The organism is Azospirillum sp., assembly GCF_050789165.1.
Genome location: NZ_JBOZRT010000082.1, coordinates 33,159 through 49,675, shown reverse-complemented (window position 1 = coordinate 49,675; position 16,517 = coordinate 33,159). Strand labels below are relative to the sequence as shown.

17 protein-coding genes are annotated in these 16,517 nt (G+C 71.0%); all 17 read right to left on the bottom strand.

The genetic code is table 11. The annotated features are described in order from the left end of the window. Positions 1 to 10: 10 nt before the first annotated feature. The 17 genes from ACRWK7_RS17930 to ACRWK7_RS17850 all read right to left on the bottom strand — a co-directional run bounded on the left by ACRWK7_RS17930 (position 11) and on the right by ACRWK7_RS17850 (position 16,266). Entirely contained in the window at positions 11 to 730 is a 720-nt protein-coding gene (locus ACRWK7_RS17930; protein WP_431857641.1) for an ABC transporter ATP-binding protein, read from the bottom strand. Beyond that, positions 727 to 2,424, bottom strand: coding sequence for a branched-chain amino acid ABC transporter ATP-binding protein/permease (locus tag ACRWK7_RS17925; protein ID WP_431857640.1), 1,698 nt, complete (start codon positions 2,422 to 2,424; stop codon positions 727 to 729). The genes ACRWK7_RS17930 and ACRWK7_RS17925 overlap by 4 nt, the downstream gene beginning before the upstream one ends. Positions 2,425 to 2,438: 14 nt before the next feature. Then, a complete protein-coding gene (locus tag ACRWK7_RS17920) occupies positions 2,439 to 3,302 on the bottom strand; it encodes a branched-chain amino acid ABC transporter permease (RefSeq protein ID WP_431857639.1) in 864 nt (287 codons plus the stop codon). 64 nt (positions 3,303 to 3,366) lie between these two features. Next, on the bottom strand, positions 3,367 to 4,521 hold the full coding sequence (locus tag ACRWK7_RS17915) for an ABC transporter substrate-binding protein (RefSeq protein WP_431857638.1): 1,155 nt from the start codon (positions 4,519 to 4,521) through the stop codon (positions 3,367 to 3,369). Positions 4,522 to 4,598: 77 nt separating this feature from the next. Next, on the bottom strand, positions 4,599 to 5,348 hold the full coding sequence (locus tag ACRWK7_RS17910; protein WP_431857637.1) for an enoyl-CoA hydratase/isomerase family protein: 750 nt from the start codon (positions 5,346 to 5,348) through the stop codon (positions 4,599 to 4,601). Beyond that, the gene (locus ACRWK7_RS17905) at positions 5,345 to 5,719 is read right to left on the bottom strand and encodes a MaoC family dehydratase (protein ID WP_431857636.1); all 375 of its coding nucleotides are present in this window, start codon (positions 5,717 to 5,719) and stop codon (positions 5,345 to 5,347) included. The genes ACRWK7_RS17910 and ACRWK7_RS17905 overlap by 4 nt, the downstream gene beginning before the upstream one ends. Positions 5,720 to 5,730: 11 nt before the next feature. Beyond that, on the bottom strand, positions 5,731 to 6,126 hold the full coding sequence (locus tag ACRWK7_RS17900; RefSeq protein ID WP_431857635.1) for a MaoC family dehydratase: 396 nt from the start codon (positions 6,124 to 6,126) through the stop codon (positions 5,731 to 5,733). 4 nt (positions 6,127 to 6,130) lie between these two features. After that, complete coding sequence (locus ACRWK7_RS17895; RefSeq protein ID WP_431857633.1) at positions 6,131 to 6,541, bottom strand: Zn-ribbon domain-containing OB-fold protein; 411 nt, start codon at positions 6,539 to 6,541, stop codon at positions 6,131 to 6,133. Between the two features lie 3 nt (positions 6,542 to 6,544). Next, a complete protein-coding gene (locus ACRWK7_RS17890) occupies positions 6,545 to 7,696 on the bottom strand; it encodes a thiolase family protein (protein WP_431857631.1) in 1,152 nt (383 codons plus the stop codon). Between the two features lie 33 nt (positions 7,697 to 7,729). Further along, positions 7,730 to 8,590, bottom strand: a complete 861-nt coding sequence (locus ACRWK7_RS17885; protein ID WP_431857630.1) for an IclR family transcriptional regulator — start codon at positions 8,588 to 8,590, stop codon at positions 7,730 to 7,732. A 150-nt stretch (positions 8,591 to 8,740) separates the two neighbouring features. Then, positions 8,741 to 9,196: a DUF3237 domain-containing protein gene (locus tag ACRWK7_RS17880; protein WP_431857629.1), complete on the bottom strand. Its 456-nt coding sequence runs from the start codon at positions 9,194 to 9,196 to the stop codon at positions 8,741 to 8,743. Between the two features lie 2 nt (positions 9,197 to 9,198). Further along, positions 9,199 to 10,350: an NADH:flavin oxidoreductase/NADH oxidase gene (locus ACRWK7_RS17875; RefSeq protein WP_431857628.1), complete on the bottom strand. Its 1,152-nt coding sequence runs from the start codon at positions 10,348 to 10,350 to the stop codon at positions 9,199 to 9,201. Further along, entirely contained in the window at positions 10,347 to 11,513 is a 1,167-nt protein-coding gene (locus tag ACRWK7_RS17870; protein WP_431857627.1) for an iron-containing alcohol dehydrogenase, read from the bottom strand. Before ACRWK7_RS17870 ends, ACRWK7_RS17875 begins: the two co-directional genes overlap by 4 nt. Before the next feature lie 12 nt (positions 11,514 to 11,525). Beyond that, complete coding sequence (locus tag ACRWK7_RS17865; protein WP_431857625.1) at positions 11,526 to 12,233, bottom strand: ABC transporter ATP-binding protein; 708 nt, start codon at positions 12,231 to 12,233, stop codon at positions 11,526 to 11,528. Beyond that, positions 12,226 to 14,034 carry a branched-chain amino acid ABC transporter ATP-binding protein/permease gene (locus ACRWK7_RS17860; protein ID WP_431857624.1) on the bottom strand — a complete coding sequence of 603 codons (1,809 nt, stop codon included), beginning with the start codon at positions 14,032 to 14,034 and terminating at the stop codon, positions 12,226 to 12,228. Before ACRWK7_RS17860 ends, ACRWK7_RS17865 begins: the two co-directional genes overlap by 8 nt. Positions 14,035 to 14,040: 6 nt before the next feature. Further along, on the bottom strand, positions 14,041 to 14,925 hold the full coding sequence (locus ACRWK7_RS17855) for a branched-chain amino acid ABC transporter permease (RefSeq protein WP_431857623.1): 885 nt from the start codon (positions 14,923 to 14,925) through the stop codon (positions 14,041 to 14,043). A gap of 135 nt (positions 14,926 to 15,060) precedes the next feature. Beyond that, entirely contained in the window at positions 15,061 to 16,266 is a 1,206-nt protein-coding gene (locus tag ACRWK7_RS17850; RefSeq protein WP_431857622.1) for an ABC transporter substrate-binding protein, read from the bottom strand. Positions 16,267 to 16,517: the final 251 nt, after the last annotated feature.

Sequence of the window (16,517 nt, the reverse complement as noted above, 5' to 3'; positions counted from 1 at the left end):
TTCCTTCGCGTCAGAAGAGGGTCATGAGGTACTGGCGGTCGCCCAGCGGTCCGGGCGGCCCGTCGTAGATCTTGCGGCCGGTGCGCAGCACGGTGACGCTCTGCGCGATGGGCAGCGCGTGGGTCACGTTCTGCTCGACCATGAGGACGGCCATGCGCAGCGCCCGGTTGACCTCGGCGATCGCCTCCATCACCCGCTGCACGAGGTTGGGGGCGAGGCCGATGGACGGCTCGTCGAGGATCATCACGTCGGGCCGGTGCATCAGCGCCATGCCCATCGCCAGCATCTGCTGCTGCCCGCCGGACATGGTCCCGGCGATCTGCGTGGAGCGCTGGCGCAGGATGGGGAACAGGTCGAACACCGCCTCCAGGGTGGCGGGCACGGCGGCGGCGTCCTCCATGCTGTAGGCGCCCAGCTCCAGGTTCTCGCGCACGGTCAGGCTGCGGAAGATGCCGTGCCCCTGCGGCACCAGGGCGATGCCGGCGCGGACGTTCTCGGCGCAGCGCCGGCGGGTGATGTCGGCGCCGCGGTAGCGGACGGCGCCCCCCGTCGGCCGGATCAGCCCGAAGATCGAGCGCACCAGCGTCGTCTTGCCCGCCCCGTTGTGGCCGAGGATGACGCGGATCTCGCCGGGGCGCAGGGACAGGTCGACGCCGTGGACGACCGAGCGCTTGCCGTACCCCGCGCTGAGTTCGGAGACGTCGAGGAGGGTGTCGATATCGGTGCTCATCCGAAATACCTCTCGGCCAGGTCGCGGTCGCGCATCAGGTCGTCGGGCGGCCCCTTGGTCAGCACCCGGCCCTCGTCGAGGAAGACGATCTCGTCGCAGACCTCGCGGATGACATCCAGGTTGTGCTCGATGATGCAGATGGCCTTGTTGGTCTTCGCCAGCTCGCGGATCACCCGGCAGATCTGCTCGACCGTGAAGGTGTCCAGGCCGGAGAGCGGCTCGTCGAGCAGCAGCACCTCCGCCTCCGTCGCGAGCAGCCGCGCGATGACCAACAGCTTCTCCTCGGCGTAGGAGAGGTTGGCCGCCGTCTCGTCGGCCTTGCCGCCCAAGCCGACGAAGGCGGCGATCTCCAGCGCGCGGCGCAGGTTCTCCTGCTCGGCGCGGCGCACCAGCCAGGGCCGGAAGTAGACGTTGAACAGGTTCTCGCCGGGCTGGTTGGGCAGCGAGACCATCAGGTTCTCGACGACGCTGAGCCGGGTGAACAGCTTCAGGTCCTGGAAGGAGCGCGCCATGCCGGCGCGCACGATCTCGTGCGGCTTCAGCCGGGCGACGTCGCGGCCGCGGAACAGGATGGAGCCGCCGCTCGGCCGCAGGAAGCCGGAGATCAGGTTGAAGGCGGTCGTCTTGCCGGCGCCGTTCGGGCCGATCAGCCCGATGATGGTGCCGCGCCGCAGTTCCAGGTTCAGCTCACGCACTGCGGTGATGCCGCCGAAGTTCTTCGACAGGTCGCGCCCGGCCACCACCACCTCGCCGGCCGGGCCGGCGGCGGTGGTCAGCGCCGCGTCGTTGGCGACGCGGCGGGGCGCCGGGGCCACCTCGACCGGCGCCTGGAAGCCGGTCTCGGCGAACAGGCCCTGCGGCCGCACGCGCAGGATCAGGATGAGGATCAGGCCGTAGATCACCTGCCGCACCATGTCGGCGATGTCGGTCGGCAGATGCACGAACTTCAGCAGCTCCGGCAGGATCACCAGGATCGCCGCACCGGCCAGCGAGCCCCACAGGTTCCCCATGCCGCCGAGGATCACCATGGCGAGGATGAGGATGGTCTCCTCGATGGTGAAGGATTCCGGGCTGACGAAGGTGATGTAGTGGGCGACCAGCGCGCCGGCGACCGCCGCCAGCCCGGCCGACATGGCGAACACGGTCAGCTTCATGGCCGGCAGGTTCTTGCCGATGGCCTGCGCCGCCGCCTCGTTCTCGCGCATGGCGCGCAGCGCCCGGCCGAAGGGCGAGGCGCCCATGCGCCGCGCGATCAGCACGCAGACCACCGCCGCCGCCGCCGCCAGCGGCAGGAAGCGCGCGGGGTTGTTGAGCACGTACCCGAACAGCTCGACCGGCGGGATCCCGCTGATGCCGTCCGGCCCGCCGGTCAGCGGCTTGGTGTTCAGCAGGAAGTCCACCATGATCGCCTGCAGGGCGAGCGTGATGACCACCAGGTAGTGGCTCCCCACCCGCATCGCCGGGAAGGCGACCAGGATGCCGATGGCCGCGGTGACGGCCGCGCCGGCGATGATGGTGAACGGGAAGCCGATTCCGAACTTGGTGCCGAGGATGGCGCAGACGTAGGCGCCGGCCGCGTAGAAGGTCGCGTGCGCCAGCGCGAAGATGCCGCCGTAGCCGATCAGCAGGTTGAACGAGGTCGCCAGGATGCTGTAGAGGCACACCATGACGAGGACGTGCGAGACGTATTCCATGTCCGTCGCCTCCCTCAGCCCTGCCGCACGATGCCGGAGGGCCGCGCCAGCAGGAAACCGAACAGCACCACGAAGACGATGGTGTTCTGCCATTCCGTCGGGATCTGCCACATCCCCAGGCTCTGCACCGCGCTGAGCAGCAGCGCGCCGAGCACGGCGCCGCGCAGCGACCCGACGCCGCCGACGATCACCGCCACGAAGGCGATGAAGACGGCGCCGAAGCCCATGTTCGGGTTGAGCCCGTCGCGCAGCAGGATCAGCGCCCCGGCCACCGCCGACACCGCCGAGCCCAGCGCGAAGACGATGATCGACAGCCGCGTGGTGTCGATGCCGATCACCGTCGCCATCTCCCGGCTGTCGGCCATGCCGCGGATCGCCTTGCCGTAGCGGCTGGCGCGCAGGAACAGCGCGATCCCGCATCCCACCAGCAGCGCCGCCGCGACCTGGACGAGCTGCACCGTGGTGAAGAAGGCGTCGCCGACGAAGTAGATGTCGTACGGCACGCTGTCGATGGTCTTCACGCCCGTCCCGAAGACGATGCCGATCAGGTTCTTGACGACGATGAACAGGCCGAGCGACGCGACCAGCACCACGAAGGCCGGGCTCTGCTTGATCTCGAACGGCCGGTAGACGAGGAGGTAGCTGAGCACCCCCAGCACCGCCGTCGCGGCGACGCCGAGCAGCACCGCCAGCCAGAACGGCAGGCCGGCCAGCGCGGCCAGCGCCCAGATGATGTAAGCCCCGGCCGCGTAGACCGGCCCGTAGGCGAAGTGCACCACGCCGGTCGTGCCGAAGATCAACGCGAACCCCATCGCCAGCAGGGCGAAATGGGCGCCGTTGAAGATGCCGTTCAAGGCCAGCTGGATGAGCAGATCCATGGGAAAACTCCCTGCGCGCGCCCACACCGCGTTGCTGCGGCGCGGGCGCGGCCTGTGGCGACGCTCAGTTCGTCGCCGTGAACTTCACGAACTGCGGCTTGCCGTCCTGGACGCGGAAGACCGCCACCGGCTTCTGCGCCACGCCGTTCTTCCGGAAGACCATGGTCTTGCCGTAGACGCTGTCGAAGGTCGGGTTGTCCCACAGCGCCTGCACCAGCCGCTCGCCGGTGTAGTAGTCGCCACCCTTGGCCTTCGCCCGCCGGATCATCTCGGCGATGACGTAGACGCCCTCGTAGTAGTTGGCGGCGTAGAAGTCCGGCTCGCTGTTGTATTTCGCCTTGTAGGCCTCGTAGAAGCGCTTGGACCAGGGGTTCTCCTCGGTCGGCGCGAAGTAGTCGGTGACGACCTCGACGCCGTCGGCGTACTTGCCGGCGACCTTGCTGTCCTCGGATGTCCACTCCATGGAGTAGATCGGCTGCTGCATGCCCAGTTCGCGGATGCGCTTCACCGCGAGGCCCGCCTGCGGCGTGGTCGGCCAGTTGGCGATGGCGTCGGGCTTGGCGGCGCGCAGCTTGGCGACCTGGGTGTCGATGTTCGCGGCGTCCGCCTGGAACTGCTCGGCCGCGACCATCTTGAGGCCGGCGCCCTCCGCGGCCTTGCTGGTGGCGGCGATGGTGCTGTCGCCGAACTCCGACTTGATGGCGATCTGGGCGATGCTCTTGGCGCCCTGCTCGGCGGCGCGGTGGACGATGCCGCCCGCGAGGTCCGAGGCCATGGAGCGGATGTTGAACATGTAGGGCGACGCGCCGACGGTGTTGGCGCTGACGCCGCCGCCGTTCAGCATGAAGATCTTCTTCTGGTCGCCGATCGGCATGATGGCGAAGGTGACCGTCGAGAAGGACGGCAGCACCGCCTGCACCCCCTCCACGTCCACCAGCCGGTTCATCGCCGCCACGGCGGCCTGGGCGCTGCCGCTCTTGTGGTCTTCGACGATCAACTGCAGCGGCTTGCCGTCGATGCCGCCCTTGGCGTTGATCTCGTCCACCGCGAGCTGCGCGCCCGAGCTCATCACCTTGCCGTAGTGCGGCGAGGCGCCGGTCATCGCGAAGATGCCGCCGATCTTGTAGACCTCGGGTTCCGCGGCCGAGGCGCCGGACACGCCGAGCGCGCCGACCGCCGCACCGAGGACCAGCATCGCAACCGTGTGCTTCCTGGACATCGTCTCCTCCTCCTTGTGTCGCCGTTTCAGCGTGGGCCGTTGTCCGGCCTCTCCCTGTGGTCCCGTCGGCGCCCGCCCTAGGGGCGCGCGAACGGCATCTCCGCCAGCAGGCGCCGTGCGGACGGCGCCTCGTGGTTCTCGAGCAGCAGCGGGCCGAGCCGCGCCATGCGGTCGGCCATGGAGTCCGGCAGCGCCATGCGCCGGATCCGGCGTCCCATGACCAGGGCGTCGATGCGCTCCCGGTAGTGTGCGATCCGCTCCGCCGCGCGGCCGGCGAAGCCGTCCGCCGGCAGCACCTCGGTGACGAAGCCGAGGGCATGGGCCTCCGCCGCGCTCAGGATCCGCCCGCCGATGCAGAGCTGGAACGCCATGGCGTTCGACACGCGCTCGACGATGGCGCCGTGCACGAAGGCCGGGTAGAGCCCGAAGCGCATCTCCGGGAAGCCGAAGGACAGGTCGTCGGCGGCCAGCACGACGTCGCTCAGGCTGGCGACGATGCAGCCGGCGCCGAGCGTGCGCCCGTGCACGGCGCAGACCACCGGCACCGCCGAGCCGTGCAGCGCCACGATGAGCGCGCGCAGCGCCTCCTCCTGCTCGGCGAACGCGTCCCCGCCCTGCCGCATCTCGGCGAGGTCGCCGCCGGCGCAGAAGCCGCGCTCCCCGACCCCGTCGATGACCGCCAGCGCGACGCCGTCGCCCGGCGCCGCCGTGATGGCGGCGCTCAGCGCCCGCATCATGGCGGTGTTGAGGGCGTTCATCTTCTCCGGACGGCTCAGCGTCAGGCGGCGCAGGCCGCCCTCGTCGCGGATGCGGACAGCGTCGGTCATGGCGCGGTCCCCCCGGCGGGGGTGACGCGGCCGACGATCACCGGCTCGTCGTTCTGGTTGCGCACCCAGACCTCGAAGCCGTCGCCGTCGCGGGCGCCGCCCGCGGTGACCACGTCGTCCTCGCGGACCGGCCGCACGAAGCGCACGTCGAGCACGGCGCCGGACGCCGCCTCGTCCCCCAGGCTCGCCCGCAGGGACTGCCAGACGAGGTTCAGCGACAGCATGCCGTGCGCGATGACGCCGCCCATGGCGGTCTGCCGCGCGAACTCCGGGTCCACGTGGATCGGGTTGAAGTCGTTGGTGATCTCCGCGTAGAGGCGGATCGCCGCGCGGTCGACCCGCTTCGAGACGGTCTTCAGGGCGTCGGTCACGGTCCCCTCCCTCACGCCGCCCACAGGATGGTCATCCGCCCGCGGAAGCGCGGCGTACCGTCCTCGCCGATGGTGTCGGTGGCGAGGTGGACCCAGCGGCGGTCGCGCTTGACCTCCTTGTCCCGGATGGCGACCGCGGTCACCAGCCGCTCGCCGACGCGCGGCCGCTCGACGATCTCGAAGCGCTGCGCGCCGTGCACGTTGCCGGGCGGGCGCGGCGCCACCACGTCGGCGTAGGCGCGCATGGCGACGACGGCGACCATGCCGGCCGGCATCCGCCCGCCCATCCGCCCGTCATCCCGGTCCTCCGGGAACAGGCGCAGCCAGGCGTTCACGAGGTCCTCGCTCAGGGTCAGGTCGCGCGAACCCAGCGTCGTCGCCACCGGCAGGCTGTCGAAACTGTACATGCGTTCACTCCTGTGGCCGCACCTGCGGCAGGGCGCCGCCGTCGGCGAGCGGTTCGAAGACGACCCCGACGCGCTGGCCGATCGCCACGGATTCGGGCGGGCAGTCGCGCAGGTTGGCCATCAGCCGGAACCCCTCGTCGAAATCGACGAGCGCGATGATGTAGGGAACGTCGCCCTTGAAGGCGGGCGTCGGCGCGCGGAACACCACGGTGTGGCTGTGCACCGTGCCCCGCCCGGCGGAGCGCTCCACCGCCGGCCCCGAAGCGCGGCAGCGGGTGCAGAAGGGGCGCAGCGGGAACTGCACGTGCCCGCACGCGGCGCAGCGCTGGTAGCGCAGCTCGCCCGCCGCGCAGCCCTCCCAGTAGGGGCGGCTGTCGGCGGTGACGCGCGGCAGCGGCTTGGTGTCGCCGGCCATGGCTCAGGCCCTCCCCAGGACGAGCGAGCAGTGGGCGGACAGGACGCCGCCGTCGCCGTGCACGAAGGCCACCTCGGCGTCCTTCACCTGCCGCGCCTCGGCCTCGCCGCGCAGCTGGCGGACCGCCTCGACGACGTGGAACATGCCGCCCGCGGCGCCGGAGTGAGCGTAGGACAGCAGCCCGCCGTGGGTGTTGCAGGGCAGGATCCCGTCCAGCTCCAGCGCGCCGTCGAGCACCGCCGGCCCGGCCTCCCCCTTCGGGAAGAAGCCGATGGACTCCAGCTCGGCCAGCAGCGTGATGGTGAAGGAGTCGTAGATCTCCGCCACGTCCACGTCGGCCGGCGTCAGCCCGGCCCGCGCGAACGCCTGCGCCGCGGACTGGCGGCAGCCGAAATCGGTCAGCGACGGCATGGCGATGATGTGCTCGTGCGTGTTCATCTGCCCGCTTCCGAGCACCGACACCGGCCGCGACGGCCGGTCCGCCGCCGCGTCGCGGGCGCTCACCACCACCGCGGCGCCGCCGTCGGAGATCAGGCAGCAGTCGAACAGGCGCAGCGGGTCGGCGATCATGCGCGACGCCAGCACCTGATCCAGGCTCAGCGGGTCGCGCGCCTGCGCCTTGGGATGGCGCCGGGCGTGCCCGCGCTGGGTGACGGCGACGGCGGCAAGCTGCTCGGAGGTGACGCCCCACTCGTGCATGTAGCGGCGCGCGACCAGGGCGTAGGCGGCGGGAATCGAGAGGCCATAGGGGCGCTCGTACTCCGGGTGCCCGACCTCGGCCAGGGCGGCGACCGTGCCGTCGCGGCTCAGCCCGCTCAACCGGTTGTCGCCGCAGACCGCGAGCACGTGTCGGCAGACGCCCGCCTCGACCAGCGCGGCAGCCTGCATGACCATCAGGCACGCGGTGGCGCCGCCGGCCTGGAGCGCCACGCTGTAGGACGGGGCGATGCCGAAGTACTCGTTGAAGACCGAGGACAGCATCAGGTGCGGTTCGCTGATGGAATAGGCGCAGAGCACGCCGTCGATCTCGGACGGCGCCACGCCGGCGTCGGCGAGCGCCGCCGCCGCCGCCTCGGCGTGCAGCCCCATGACGCTGCTGCCCTCCACGCGCCCGACGGCGGTGTCCGCCACGCCGGTGATCATGGCGTTCCTCATGGCCGCCCCCGCCGCGGGTCCCGGCCGCCGTGTTCAGAGATGCCCATGGGTGGCCTGCGCCTCCTCGTGATGACGCGATTGCAGCGACCGTCCGCGCGCCGACGTTCCGGAGAGCGTGGCGCCGAGCCGACGGGTGGTGGCGCACAGCTCCGCACCGATGGACGCGACGGTGTCGCCGCCGCACTGCGCGGTCAGGCCGATGGCCGAGAGGGCGAGATAGGGATAGCCGTCGGCGTCCAGCACGACGCTCGACACCGTGGTGATGCCGCGCTCGAAGCCGTCGCGGTCCACGGCGAAGCCGGTCTCGCGGACCTCCGCCACCTCCTTCAGGAACTGCTCGAAGGCGACGGGGTGATCCTGGCGGATCTCCGCGTACTGGCGCCTCAGCTCGTCTTCCGACAGGCCGGAGTACGCCGCCATGCAGCGCCCCAGCGCACCGACCAGCAACGGCAGCCGATGCCCGACGCGCATGTGGATCTGGATGGTCGAGGGCGCCTGGGCCCGGTCCACCAGCACGACGCGCGTGTCGCTCACGCGCAGCCACGCGGTCATCGACACCCGCCATGCCGCGGCGAGGCGCTCCAGCTCCGGATGGACCTGACGCAGCGACCCGACCTGTTCCAGGGCGTTGCCGGCCAGCTCGATCATCCCGAGGCCGAGCCGGTACGTCTTGCCGGCTTCGTCGAAGTGCACCAGCCGCTCGGCGACCAGCGTCTTCAGGACGTTGAAGCAGGTGCTCGGATTCAGGTTCAGGCTGCGCGCAACCTGGGCGCCCGGCACCGCGGAGCCCTGCGCACCCAAATACCGCAAAATCGCCAGAGCGCTCAGCACCGCCCCGACCGGCTTTCCGGCCGGCATCCGCTCGGCGCTCGTCTTTCCTCCCGTGCGCGGCATCTTCACCGCCTCATTCTCTATGGAGAATAGTATTCTCTCATAGAAATAATCGCCCGCGGCGGACTTTGCTGTCAACACGGATTGCTTTTGCAGCACGCTATCTTTCGACATACCCCGGTGTGTCGAGGCTCCGGCGGACGGAGCCGCGCGTCACAGCACCTCGTAGACGTCGTACGTGGTCGCGCCGCCGCCGAGGCTGCCGATGCCGATGAACAGCATCCCGTTCAGCCACTGGTAGGCGTCCGCGCCGGTTTCGAAGACCGGCGCAACGCGCAGGTAGACGCTGCCGGGCTCGACCGGCTCGCCGGCGCGGAGGCGCGCCTGCGCGTCGGCGGACGCCCGGAAGAAGCCGCCGTAGGTCATCAGGATCTTGGCGGAGTCGTGCGTTTCCAGAACGCAGCGGACGTCGAGCCGCAGGGAGCCGTCGCTGCCGATCAGGTAGGCATCGCTGCCGCCGGGCAGGACCGTGCCGCGCAGCCGGTCGCCCGCGAAGTCGCCCCCGGCGATGGGCGCCACCCGGCGCTTGCCCCACAGCCCGCCTCCGACCGATTGCAGCGGCATCAGGTCGAAGCGGATGCGGAACAGGGGCCTGAACGTCGGTTCCATGGCTATGGGTCTCCGGATGGACGGCGCAACGACGACCGCCCGAGGCCGTTCAGCTCCTTTTCGCGGCGCGCCAGCCACCATCCGGCCTGTTCCGGCCAGGCACCGAACCCGCCGTTGCCGTCGAAGGCCAGCCGCGCGTGCAGCGGCCAGTTCGGGTTGAAGAGAGCCTCGCGGGCGATGGCGACGATGTCCGCCTGACCGTCGCGGATCACCGCGTCGGCTTGCTCCGGGTCGAGGATCAGGCCGACCGCCATGGTCGGAACGCCGGTGTCACGCCGGATCCGCTCGGCGAAGGGAATCTGAAAGCCCAGCGGCCGCTGGACGCGCGCCGCGGTGGCGGGACCGGTGAGCCCGCCCGACGAGCAGTCCACCACATCGACGCCCGACGCCTTCAGCTCGTGCGCGAAGGCGACGCTGTCCTCGATGCTCACGCCGCCGTCGATGCCGTCGACCGCGGAAATGCGGACGAACACCGGACGGTCGGCGGGCCACTCCTCCCGAACGATACGGACGACCTCCAGCGGGAAGCGCATCCGCCGCTCGCGGTCGCCGCCGTAAGCGTCGGTGCGCGTGTTGGCGAGCGGCGACAGGAACTGGTGCAGCAGGTAGCCGTGCCCGGCGTGCACCTCGACGATCTCGAAGCCGGCGGCCAGCGCCCGCCGCGCCGCCTGCCGCCACGCGTCGCGCAGCGCGTCCAGGCCAGCGGCGTCCAGCTCCGCCGGGGCCGGCCAGTCGGCCTGGACCGGAAGCGCGCTCGGCGCCACGGTGGGCCAGGGCGGCTCGCCGGCGCCGTTCAGCGGAGCCGAGCCCTCCCAGGGGCGCTGCACGCTGCCCTTCCGGCCGGCGTGGCCGAGCTGGATGGCCGGAACGCTGCCGTGCGCGCGCAGGAAGTCGGCGATGCGCCGCAGCGGCGGCACCTGGGCGTCGTTCCACAGGCCGACGTCGCCGTGCGTGATGCGCCCCTCCGGCGTCACCGCCGTCGCCTCGACGAAGACCAGCCCCGCACCGCCGAGCGCGAAGCGCGCCAGATGCGCGAAGTGCCAGTCGTTCGCCACCCCGTCCTGCGCCGAGTACTGGCACATCGGCGCGACGGCGACGCGGTTGGGAAGCGTCGTGCCGCGCAGCCGAAGCGGGGAGAACAGCGCCGCCGTCACCACGCCAGCTCCAGGATCTCGTGCACGTCCGCCTCGCCGGTCACCGGCCGCGGGTTGCTGCGCACCATCATGTTCTGCATGGCGCCGCGGGCGATGGCGTCGAAATGCTCCCGCTGCACGCCCACGTCGCGCAGGCTGGCCGGCTGCCCGAGGTCGCGGACCAGATCGGCCACCGCCTGCGCCGCGTCGCCGTCGGAGCGCCCGAGCGCCTCCGCCACCAGCGCCTGCCGGTCGGCGTTCACCGCGCGGTTCCAGCGCAGCACGCTCGGCAGCATGACGCAGGAGGTGTGGCCGTGCGGCACGCCGGCGACCGCACCCAGCTGGTGGCCGATGCCATGGCTGGCCCCCCACTCGACCCGCCCGAGCCCGGTGGAGGCGAGCCACACGCCGAGCTGCGTTTCCAGCCGCGCGTCCAGGTCGCCGGGGTTGGCCCGGTTGGCGCGCAGCGAGCGCGAGAGCATGCGCAGCGCGTGCAGGCAGGTGGCGTCGGTGAAGGGCTGCGGCCGGCGCGAGCAGATGGTCTCCACCGCGTGGTCGATGGCGCGGATGCCGGTGGACGCCCACAGCCAGTCCGGCGTGTGCACCGTCGCGGCGGGGTCGAGGATGACCACCTGCCCGCCGATGTAGCGCCCGGTGTAGAGGTCCTTCACCTTGCGCGCCGGGTCGGTGGCGCCGCCGAGCTGGGAGAACTCCGCGCCCGACAGCGTGGTCGGCACGATGATCTGGCGCAGCGGCGGGTCCTTGACCGCCGGCACGATGCGGTTGCCGGCCTCGTCCACCCGGATGCGCAGGGCGTCGAAGCCCGCTTCGTCGGTGACCCCCTCGGCGAGGCAGACCAGCATCACCTTCACCGTGTCCATCGGCGTGCCGCCGCCCACGGTGACGATCAGGTCCGGCGCCTCGCGCCGCACCACCTCGGCCAGCGCCAGGACGGAGGCGCGCGGCACGTGCTCGACGCAGTCGTCGAAGACGCCGATGCAGCGGCTCCCCAGCGCGGCGCGGATGCCCGGCACCACGTCGGTGCGCCGGCTCAGCGTCCTGCTGGCGACGATCAGCAGCCGGCTCTTGCCGAGCTTGTCCGCCGTCTCCACCACCGCCTCGGCCGCCGGGCGGCCGTAGATCACCCGGTCCTGCGCCAGGAACTCGTAGACGCCCGACTGCATGCGCGTGCCCTCCTAGTTGCCGAGATACGCCGCCGAAAGCGACGGGTCGGATGCCAGCGCCGCCGCCGGCCCCTGCTGCACCACCGCGCCGCGCCGCAGGACGTAGCCGTGGTGCGCGACGCGCAGCGCCAGGGCCGCCACCTGCTCGCACAGGATGATGGTGGTCCGCCGCTCGCGGCAGACGGCCTCGATGAAGCCGAAGATCTGCTGGACGATCACCGGGGCGAGGCCGAGCGACGGCTCGTCGAGCAGGAGGTAGCGCGGCTCGTGGATCAGCGCCGCCGACAGGATCACCATCTGCTGCTGGCCGCCCGACAGCATGCCGGCCGGCGTGTGCCGCCGCGTGGTGAGCATCGGGAAGGTCTCGTACGCCCGGTCGGCGACGGCGCGGAAGCTGCCGCCCTTGCTGCGGAAGTCCCAGGCGACCCTCAGGTTCTCCTCCACCGTCATGCGGTGGAACAGCCGCCGCCCCTCCAGCGCGTGCGAGAGGCCACGGCGGGCGCGCTCGTGCGCCGGCAGTCGGGTGATGTCCTCGCCGTCCAGCTTCACGCTGCCGCCGGCCGCCGGCACCAGGCCGGAGATCGCCTTCATCAGCGACGATTTGCCGGCGCCGTTGGCGCCGAGGATGGCCGTGATGGTGCCGGCCTCCGCCGTCAGGTCGATGCCGCGCACCGCGGTGATCGGACCGTAGCGGACGTCCAGGCCGCTGACCTCAAGCATTGACCGCCTCCCCCCGGTTTTCCTCGCCGCCCAGATAGGCCGCGACCACGGCCGGGTCGCGGTACATGCCGGCCATCCCCCCCTCGTAGATCACCTTGCCGCTGTCGAGCACGACCACCGTGTCGACCAGGTCGTCGAGGAAGTCCATGTGATGCTCGATCAGGATGACGCCGACGCCCTGCGCCTTGAGGTGACGGATCAGGCGCCCGAGCCGCTCCAGCTCGACCTCCGACAGGCCGGCCGCCGGCTCGTCCAGCATGACGAGGCGCGGGCGGGCGACGATGACGCGCGACAGCTCGGTCATGCGCTGGTCGCCGTAGGGCAGGTCCCGCACCGGCGTGTCGGCGATCGGCTCCAGGCCGGCCATGGCGATCACCCGGTCGACCTCGCCCAACATGCGCGCCTCCTCGGCCAGGGCGCCGGGCAGCGCCAGGGCCGCCGCCGCCCGGTTCTGCCGGTACAGGCGGTGCGCGCCGAGCAGGACGTTCTCGCGCACGGTGAAGGACGGCACCAGCCGCGGGTCCTGGAAGGTGCGCAGCACGCCGCGCCGGGCGACCTTGTGGTCGGGCAGCCCGGCGATGCTCTGCCCCTCGAACAGGACGCGTCCGCCGTCCGGGCGGTAGATGCCGCTGATGATGTTGACCAGCGTGCTCTTGCCCGACCCGTTCGGCCCGACGAGGCCGAGGATCTGGCCCGCCTTCAGCTCGATGCCGGCGTGGTCGAGCGCGCGCAGGCCCTGGAAGTTGATCGTCACCCCCTCGGCGCGCAGCAGCGGTCCCTGCCAGGCCTGCGGCGCCACGACCGAGGTCGGCGCGTCCGGCGCGGGGGCCGTCGGCGCCACCGCCTTGATGAAGCGGGTGCGCGGCAGCAGCAGGCCGGCCAGCCCGCGCGGCAGCAGCACGAAGGACAGCAGCAGGATCAGGCCGTAGACCATGAACTGGTACTCGGCGAAGAACTGCAGCTTCTCCGGCAGGTAGGTGAAGACGATGGCGCCCAGCACCGGCCCGGACAGCGTGCCCAGGCCGCCGACCACCGCCATCACCAGCACCTCGACCGAGCGGTGCAGGCTGAACGTCTCCGGTCCCAGGTAGCCGACGAGGTGCGCGTAGAAGCCCCCCGCCAGCCCGGCCAGCGCGGCGCTCAGCGTGTAGGCGTCGCGCTTGGTGGCGGCGCGCGGCACGCCGATGCTGCCGGCGGCGATCTCGCTGACGTGGATGGCGAAGAAGCTGCGCCCGAAGGTGCTGGTGATGAAGTTGCGCAGCAGCCAGACCACCAGCGCCACCACCACCAGCATGAACTGGAAGTAACCGACCGCGTCGAGCTTGAGACCGAACAGGCTGAGGTTGCGCAGCGTCGGCGACGGCACGGCGCTCAGGCCGACCACGCCGCCGGTCAGCGACGTCCACTCGCGCACGACCTCGTAGAAGATCATGCCGAAGCCGAGCGTCATCATGGCGAGGTAGAACTCGCGCACCCGCCCCGCGGCGAAGGACAGCAGCCAGCCGCTGGCCGCCCCCAGCAGGGAGGCCGCAAGCAGCGAGACCGGCAGCGGCAGGCCGAGGTTCTTCATCAGCAGCGCCGAGGCGTAGGCGCCCATGCCGAGGAAGCCGGCGTGGCCCAGCGAGATCTGCCCGGCGACGCCGGTCAGCAGGTTGATGCTCTGCGCCAGCAGCACGTTGACCAGCACGAACGACCAGATCTGCACGGTCGATGAGCTGACGAAGAAGGCCGCCACGCCGAGCGCCAGGACCAGCGCCGCGACCGCCAGCGGATGGGTGAGGGTCGAGAAAAGCGTTCGCATCGCGCGCTACACCTTCGTGAATTCCTTGCGGCCGAACAGGCCTTGCGGGCGCACGGCGAGGATCGCCATCAGGATGGCGAAGGCCATCGCGTGCTCGGCCGCGGTGGAGACGTAGCCGCCGACCAGCTTCTCGATGACGCCCAGCGAGATGCCGCCGACCAGCGCGCCCAGCGTGTTGCCCATGCCGCCGAACACCGCGGCGACGAAGCCGAGCACCATCAGGTTGAAGCCGAAGGACGGATCGACGGTGCCGGTGATCTGGGCCACCATCACGCCGGCGATGCCGGCGAGAACGCCGCTCGCCACGAACGACAGCACCACCACGCGGCGCACCGGGATGCCGGCCAGCGCCGCGGCGTCGGCGTCGTGCGACACCGCCCGCACCGCCCGTCCCCAGGCCGAGCGGCGCAGGAACAGCTCCATGGCGACCATCAGCGTGAGCGACAGGGCGAGCACCGCGAGGTACTGCGACGACACCTGCACGCCGGCGATGTCGACGAAGTCCAGAGCGTCGAACACCAGCGACGGGAAGGCGATGGCCTGCGAGCCGAAGTAGGTCGACACGAAACCCTGCAGGAACAGGCCGAAGCCCAGCGTCGACACCACCCAGCCCATGCTGTCGCCGGCCTTCAGCAGCGGCCGGATGGCGATCAGCTCGGCGAGGATCATCAGGGCGCCGGCCAGCAGCACCCCGCACAGCAGCGCCATCGCCACCGGCAGCCCGGCGCCGAGCAGCGCCACCGTGGCGACCGACGCCGTCATCAGCAGCGACCCCTGGCCGAAGTTGAGGGTGCGCGTCGTCCAGAAGGTCAGCGACAGCCCCATGGCGATCAGGGCGTACACCGCGCCGACGCAGATTCCGGAGAAGATCAGCTGGAGCAGGAAATGCATGGGGGATCCGTCCTTGCGAGGTTTCCGAGGTGGGCCCCCACCCAACCCTCCCCCACTGCGCGGGGGAGGGCCTCAAGTCCCCTCCCCCGTCGAAGATGGGGGAGGGTCAGGGTGGGGGCCCGATGCGGACCGTCCTCACTCCTTCGCGATCACCAGCTTCGTCTTGTCGCCGGCCTTGGCGTACTCGAACATCGCCACGTCTTCCGGCGAGATGGCGTGGTGCTTGGCGGGCGAGAACGAGTACACCGCGTTCACCCCGCGCAGGCCCTGGATGCCCTCGATGGCCGTGGCGATGGCCTTGGGATCGGTGGACTTGGCGCGGCTGATGCCTTCGAACAGCACCATGGCGGCGTCGTAGGCGTTGGTCACCGACAGCGACATGAAGATCTGCGGGCGCTCGGGGTCGTTGCCCCACCAGCGGTCGGTGCCGTGCTTGGCCTTGTAGGCGGCGGCGAACTCCTGAGCGGCCGGGTTCAGCGTCTCCTCGCCGAACACCGCGACCATCGAGCCCTTGGTGCCGACCACCAGGTCGCCCGCGCCCTCCTGATAGGGGATCGACAGCGCGCCGTTGGAGGCGACCAGCGGCACGGAATAGTTCAGCCGCGCCATGGTGCGGCGGATCACCGCCAGGTCGGCGCCGAGGCCGACGCACACCACCACGTCGGCGCCGGCGCGCTGCAGGCGGGCGATCTGCGCCGTCATGTCCTGGGAGCGCTGGTTGTAGGTCTCCGTCGCCACCGGCTGGACGCCGCCGGCGGCCTTCAGCTCCTTGGCGATCATCTCGACGCCGGAGACGCCGTAGGCCGTGCTCTCGTGCACGAGGCCGGGCTTCTTGAAACGCTTGGCGACGTAGCGGCCGAGCACCGCCGATTCGACGTCGTTCTGCAACGCGAAGGAGAAGACGTTCGGACGCGGCTTGCCGCCGTCCGGGTAGGTGACGGTGGGCGTCTGCGCCACCGGGTTCATGTACGGGCGCCCGTCGGCGGCGGCCATGTCGATCACCGCCAGCGTCGGGCCGGAGCCGGCCGGGCCGATGATGCCGACGAGGTCCTTGTTGTCGAGCAGGCGGCGCATGTTCTGCACGGCGCGGTCGGGCACCAGCTGGTCGTCGAGCAGCATCGCCAGCTCGATCTTCTTGCCGTTGATGCCGCCCTTCGCGTTCCACTTCTCCATGGCCAGCTCGACGCCGCGGCGGCCGCCCTCGCCGTACTCGTTGTACGGGCCGGTCAGCGCCGAGGTCATGCCGATCTTGATGGTGTCCTGCGCCGCCGCCGGAACGGCCGCCATGGCCGCCAGCGCGGCCACGCCGGCCATCATGCTGACAAGGAACTGCCGTCGCATACTGCGTCCTCCCTGATGCGGGCCGGTCCGTGCCGGCCTCGGTTCCGGATCTGATTTCTGGCTCCGCCGGCCCGCCGTTCGTCCGGGCCGCGGCACGGTCATGAAACATGAACCGTGATTCATTTCTCATTCTCACTGTAGAACCGGCGAACGGAATTAGCAACGGCTGAATTGGGCCGTTCCGCCATTTGCGACGCCTAGGCCATTGGTATGGGTCGGAAGCCTGTTGACGGAAATATGAATCATGGTTC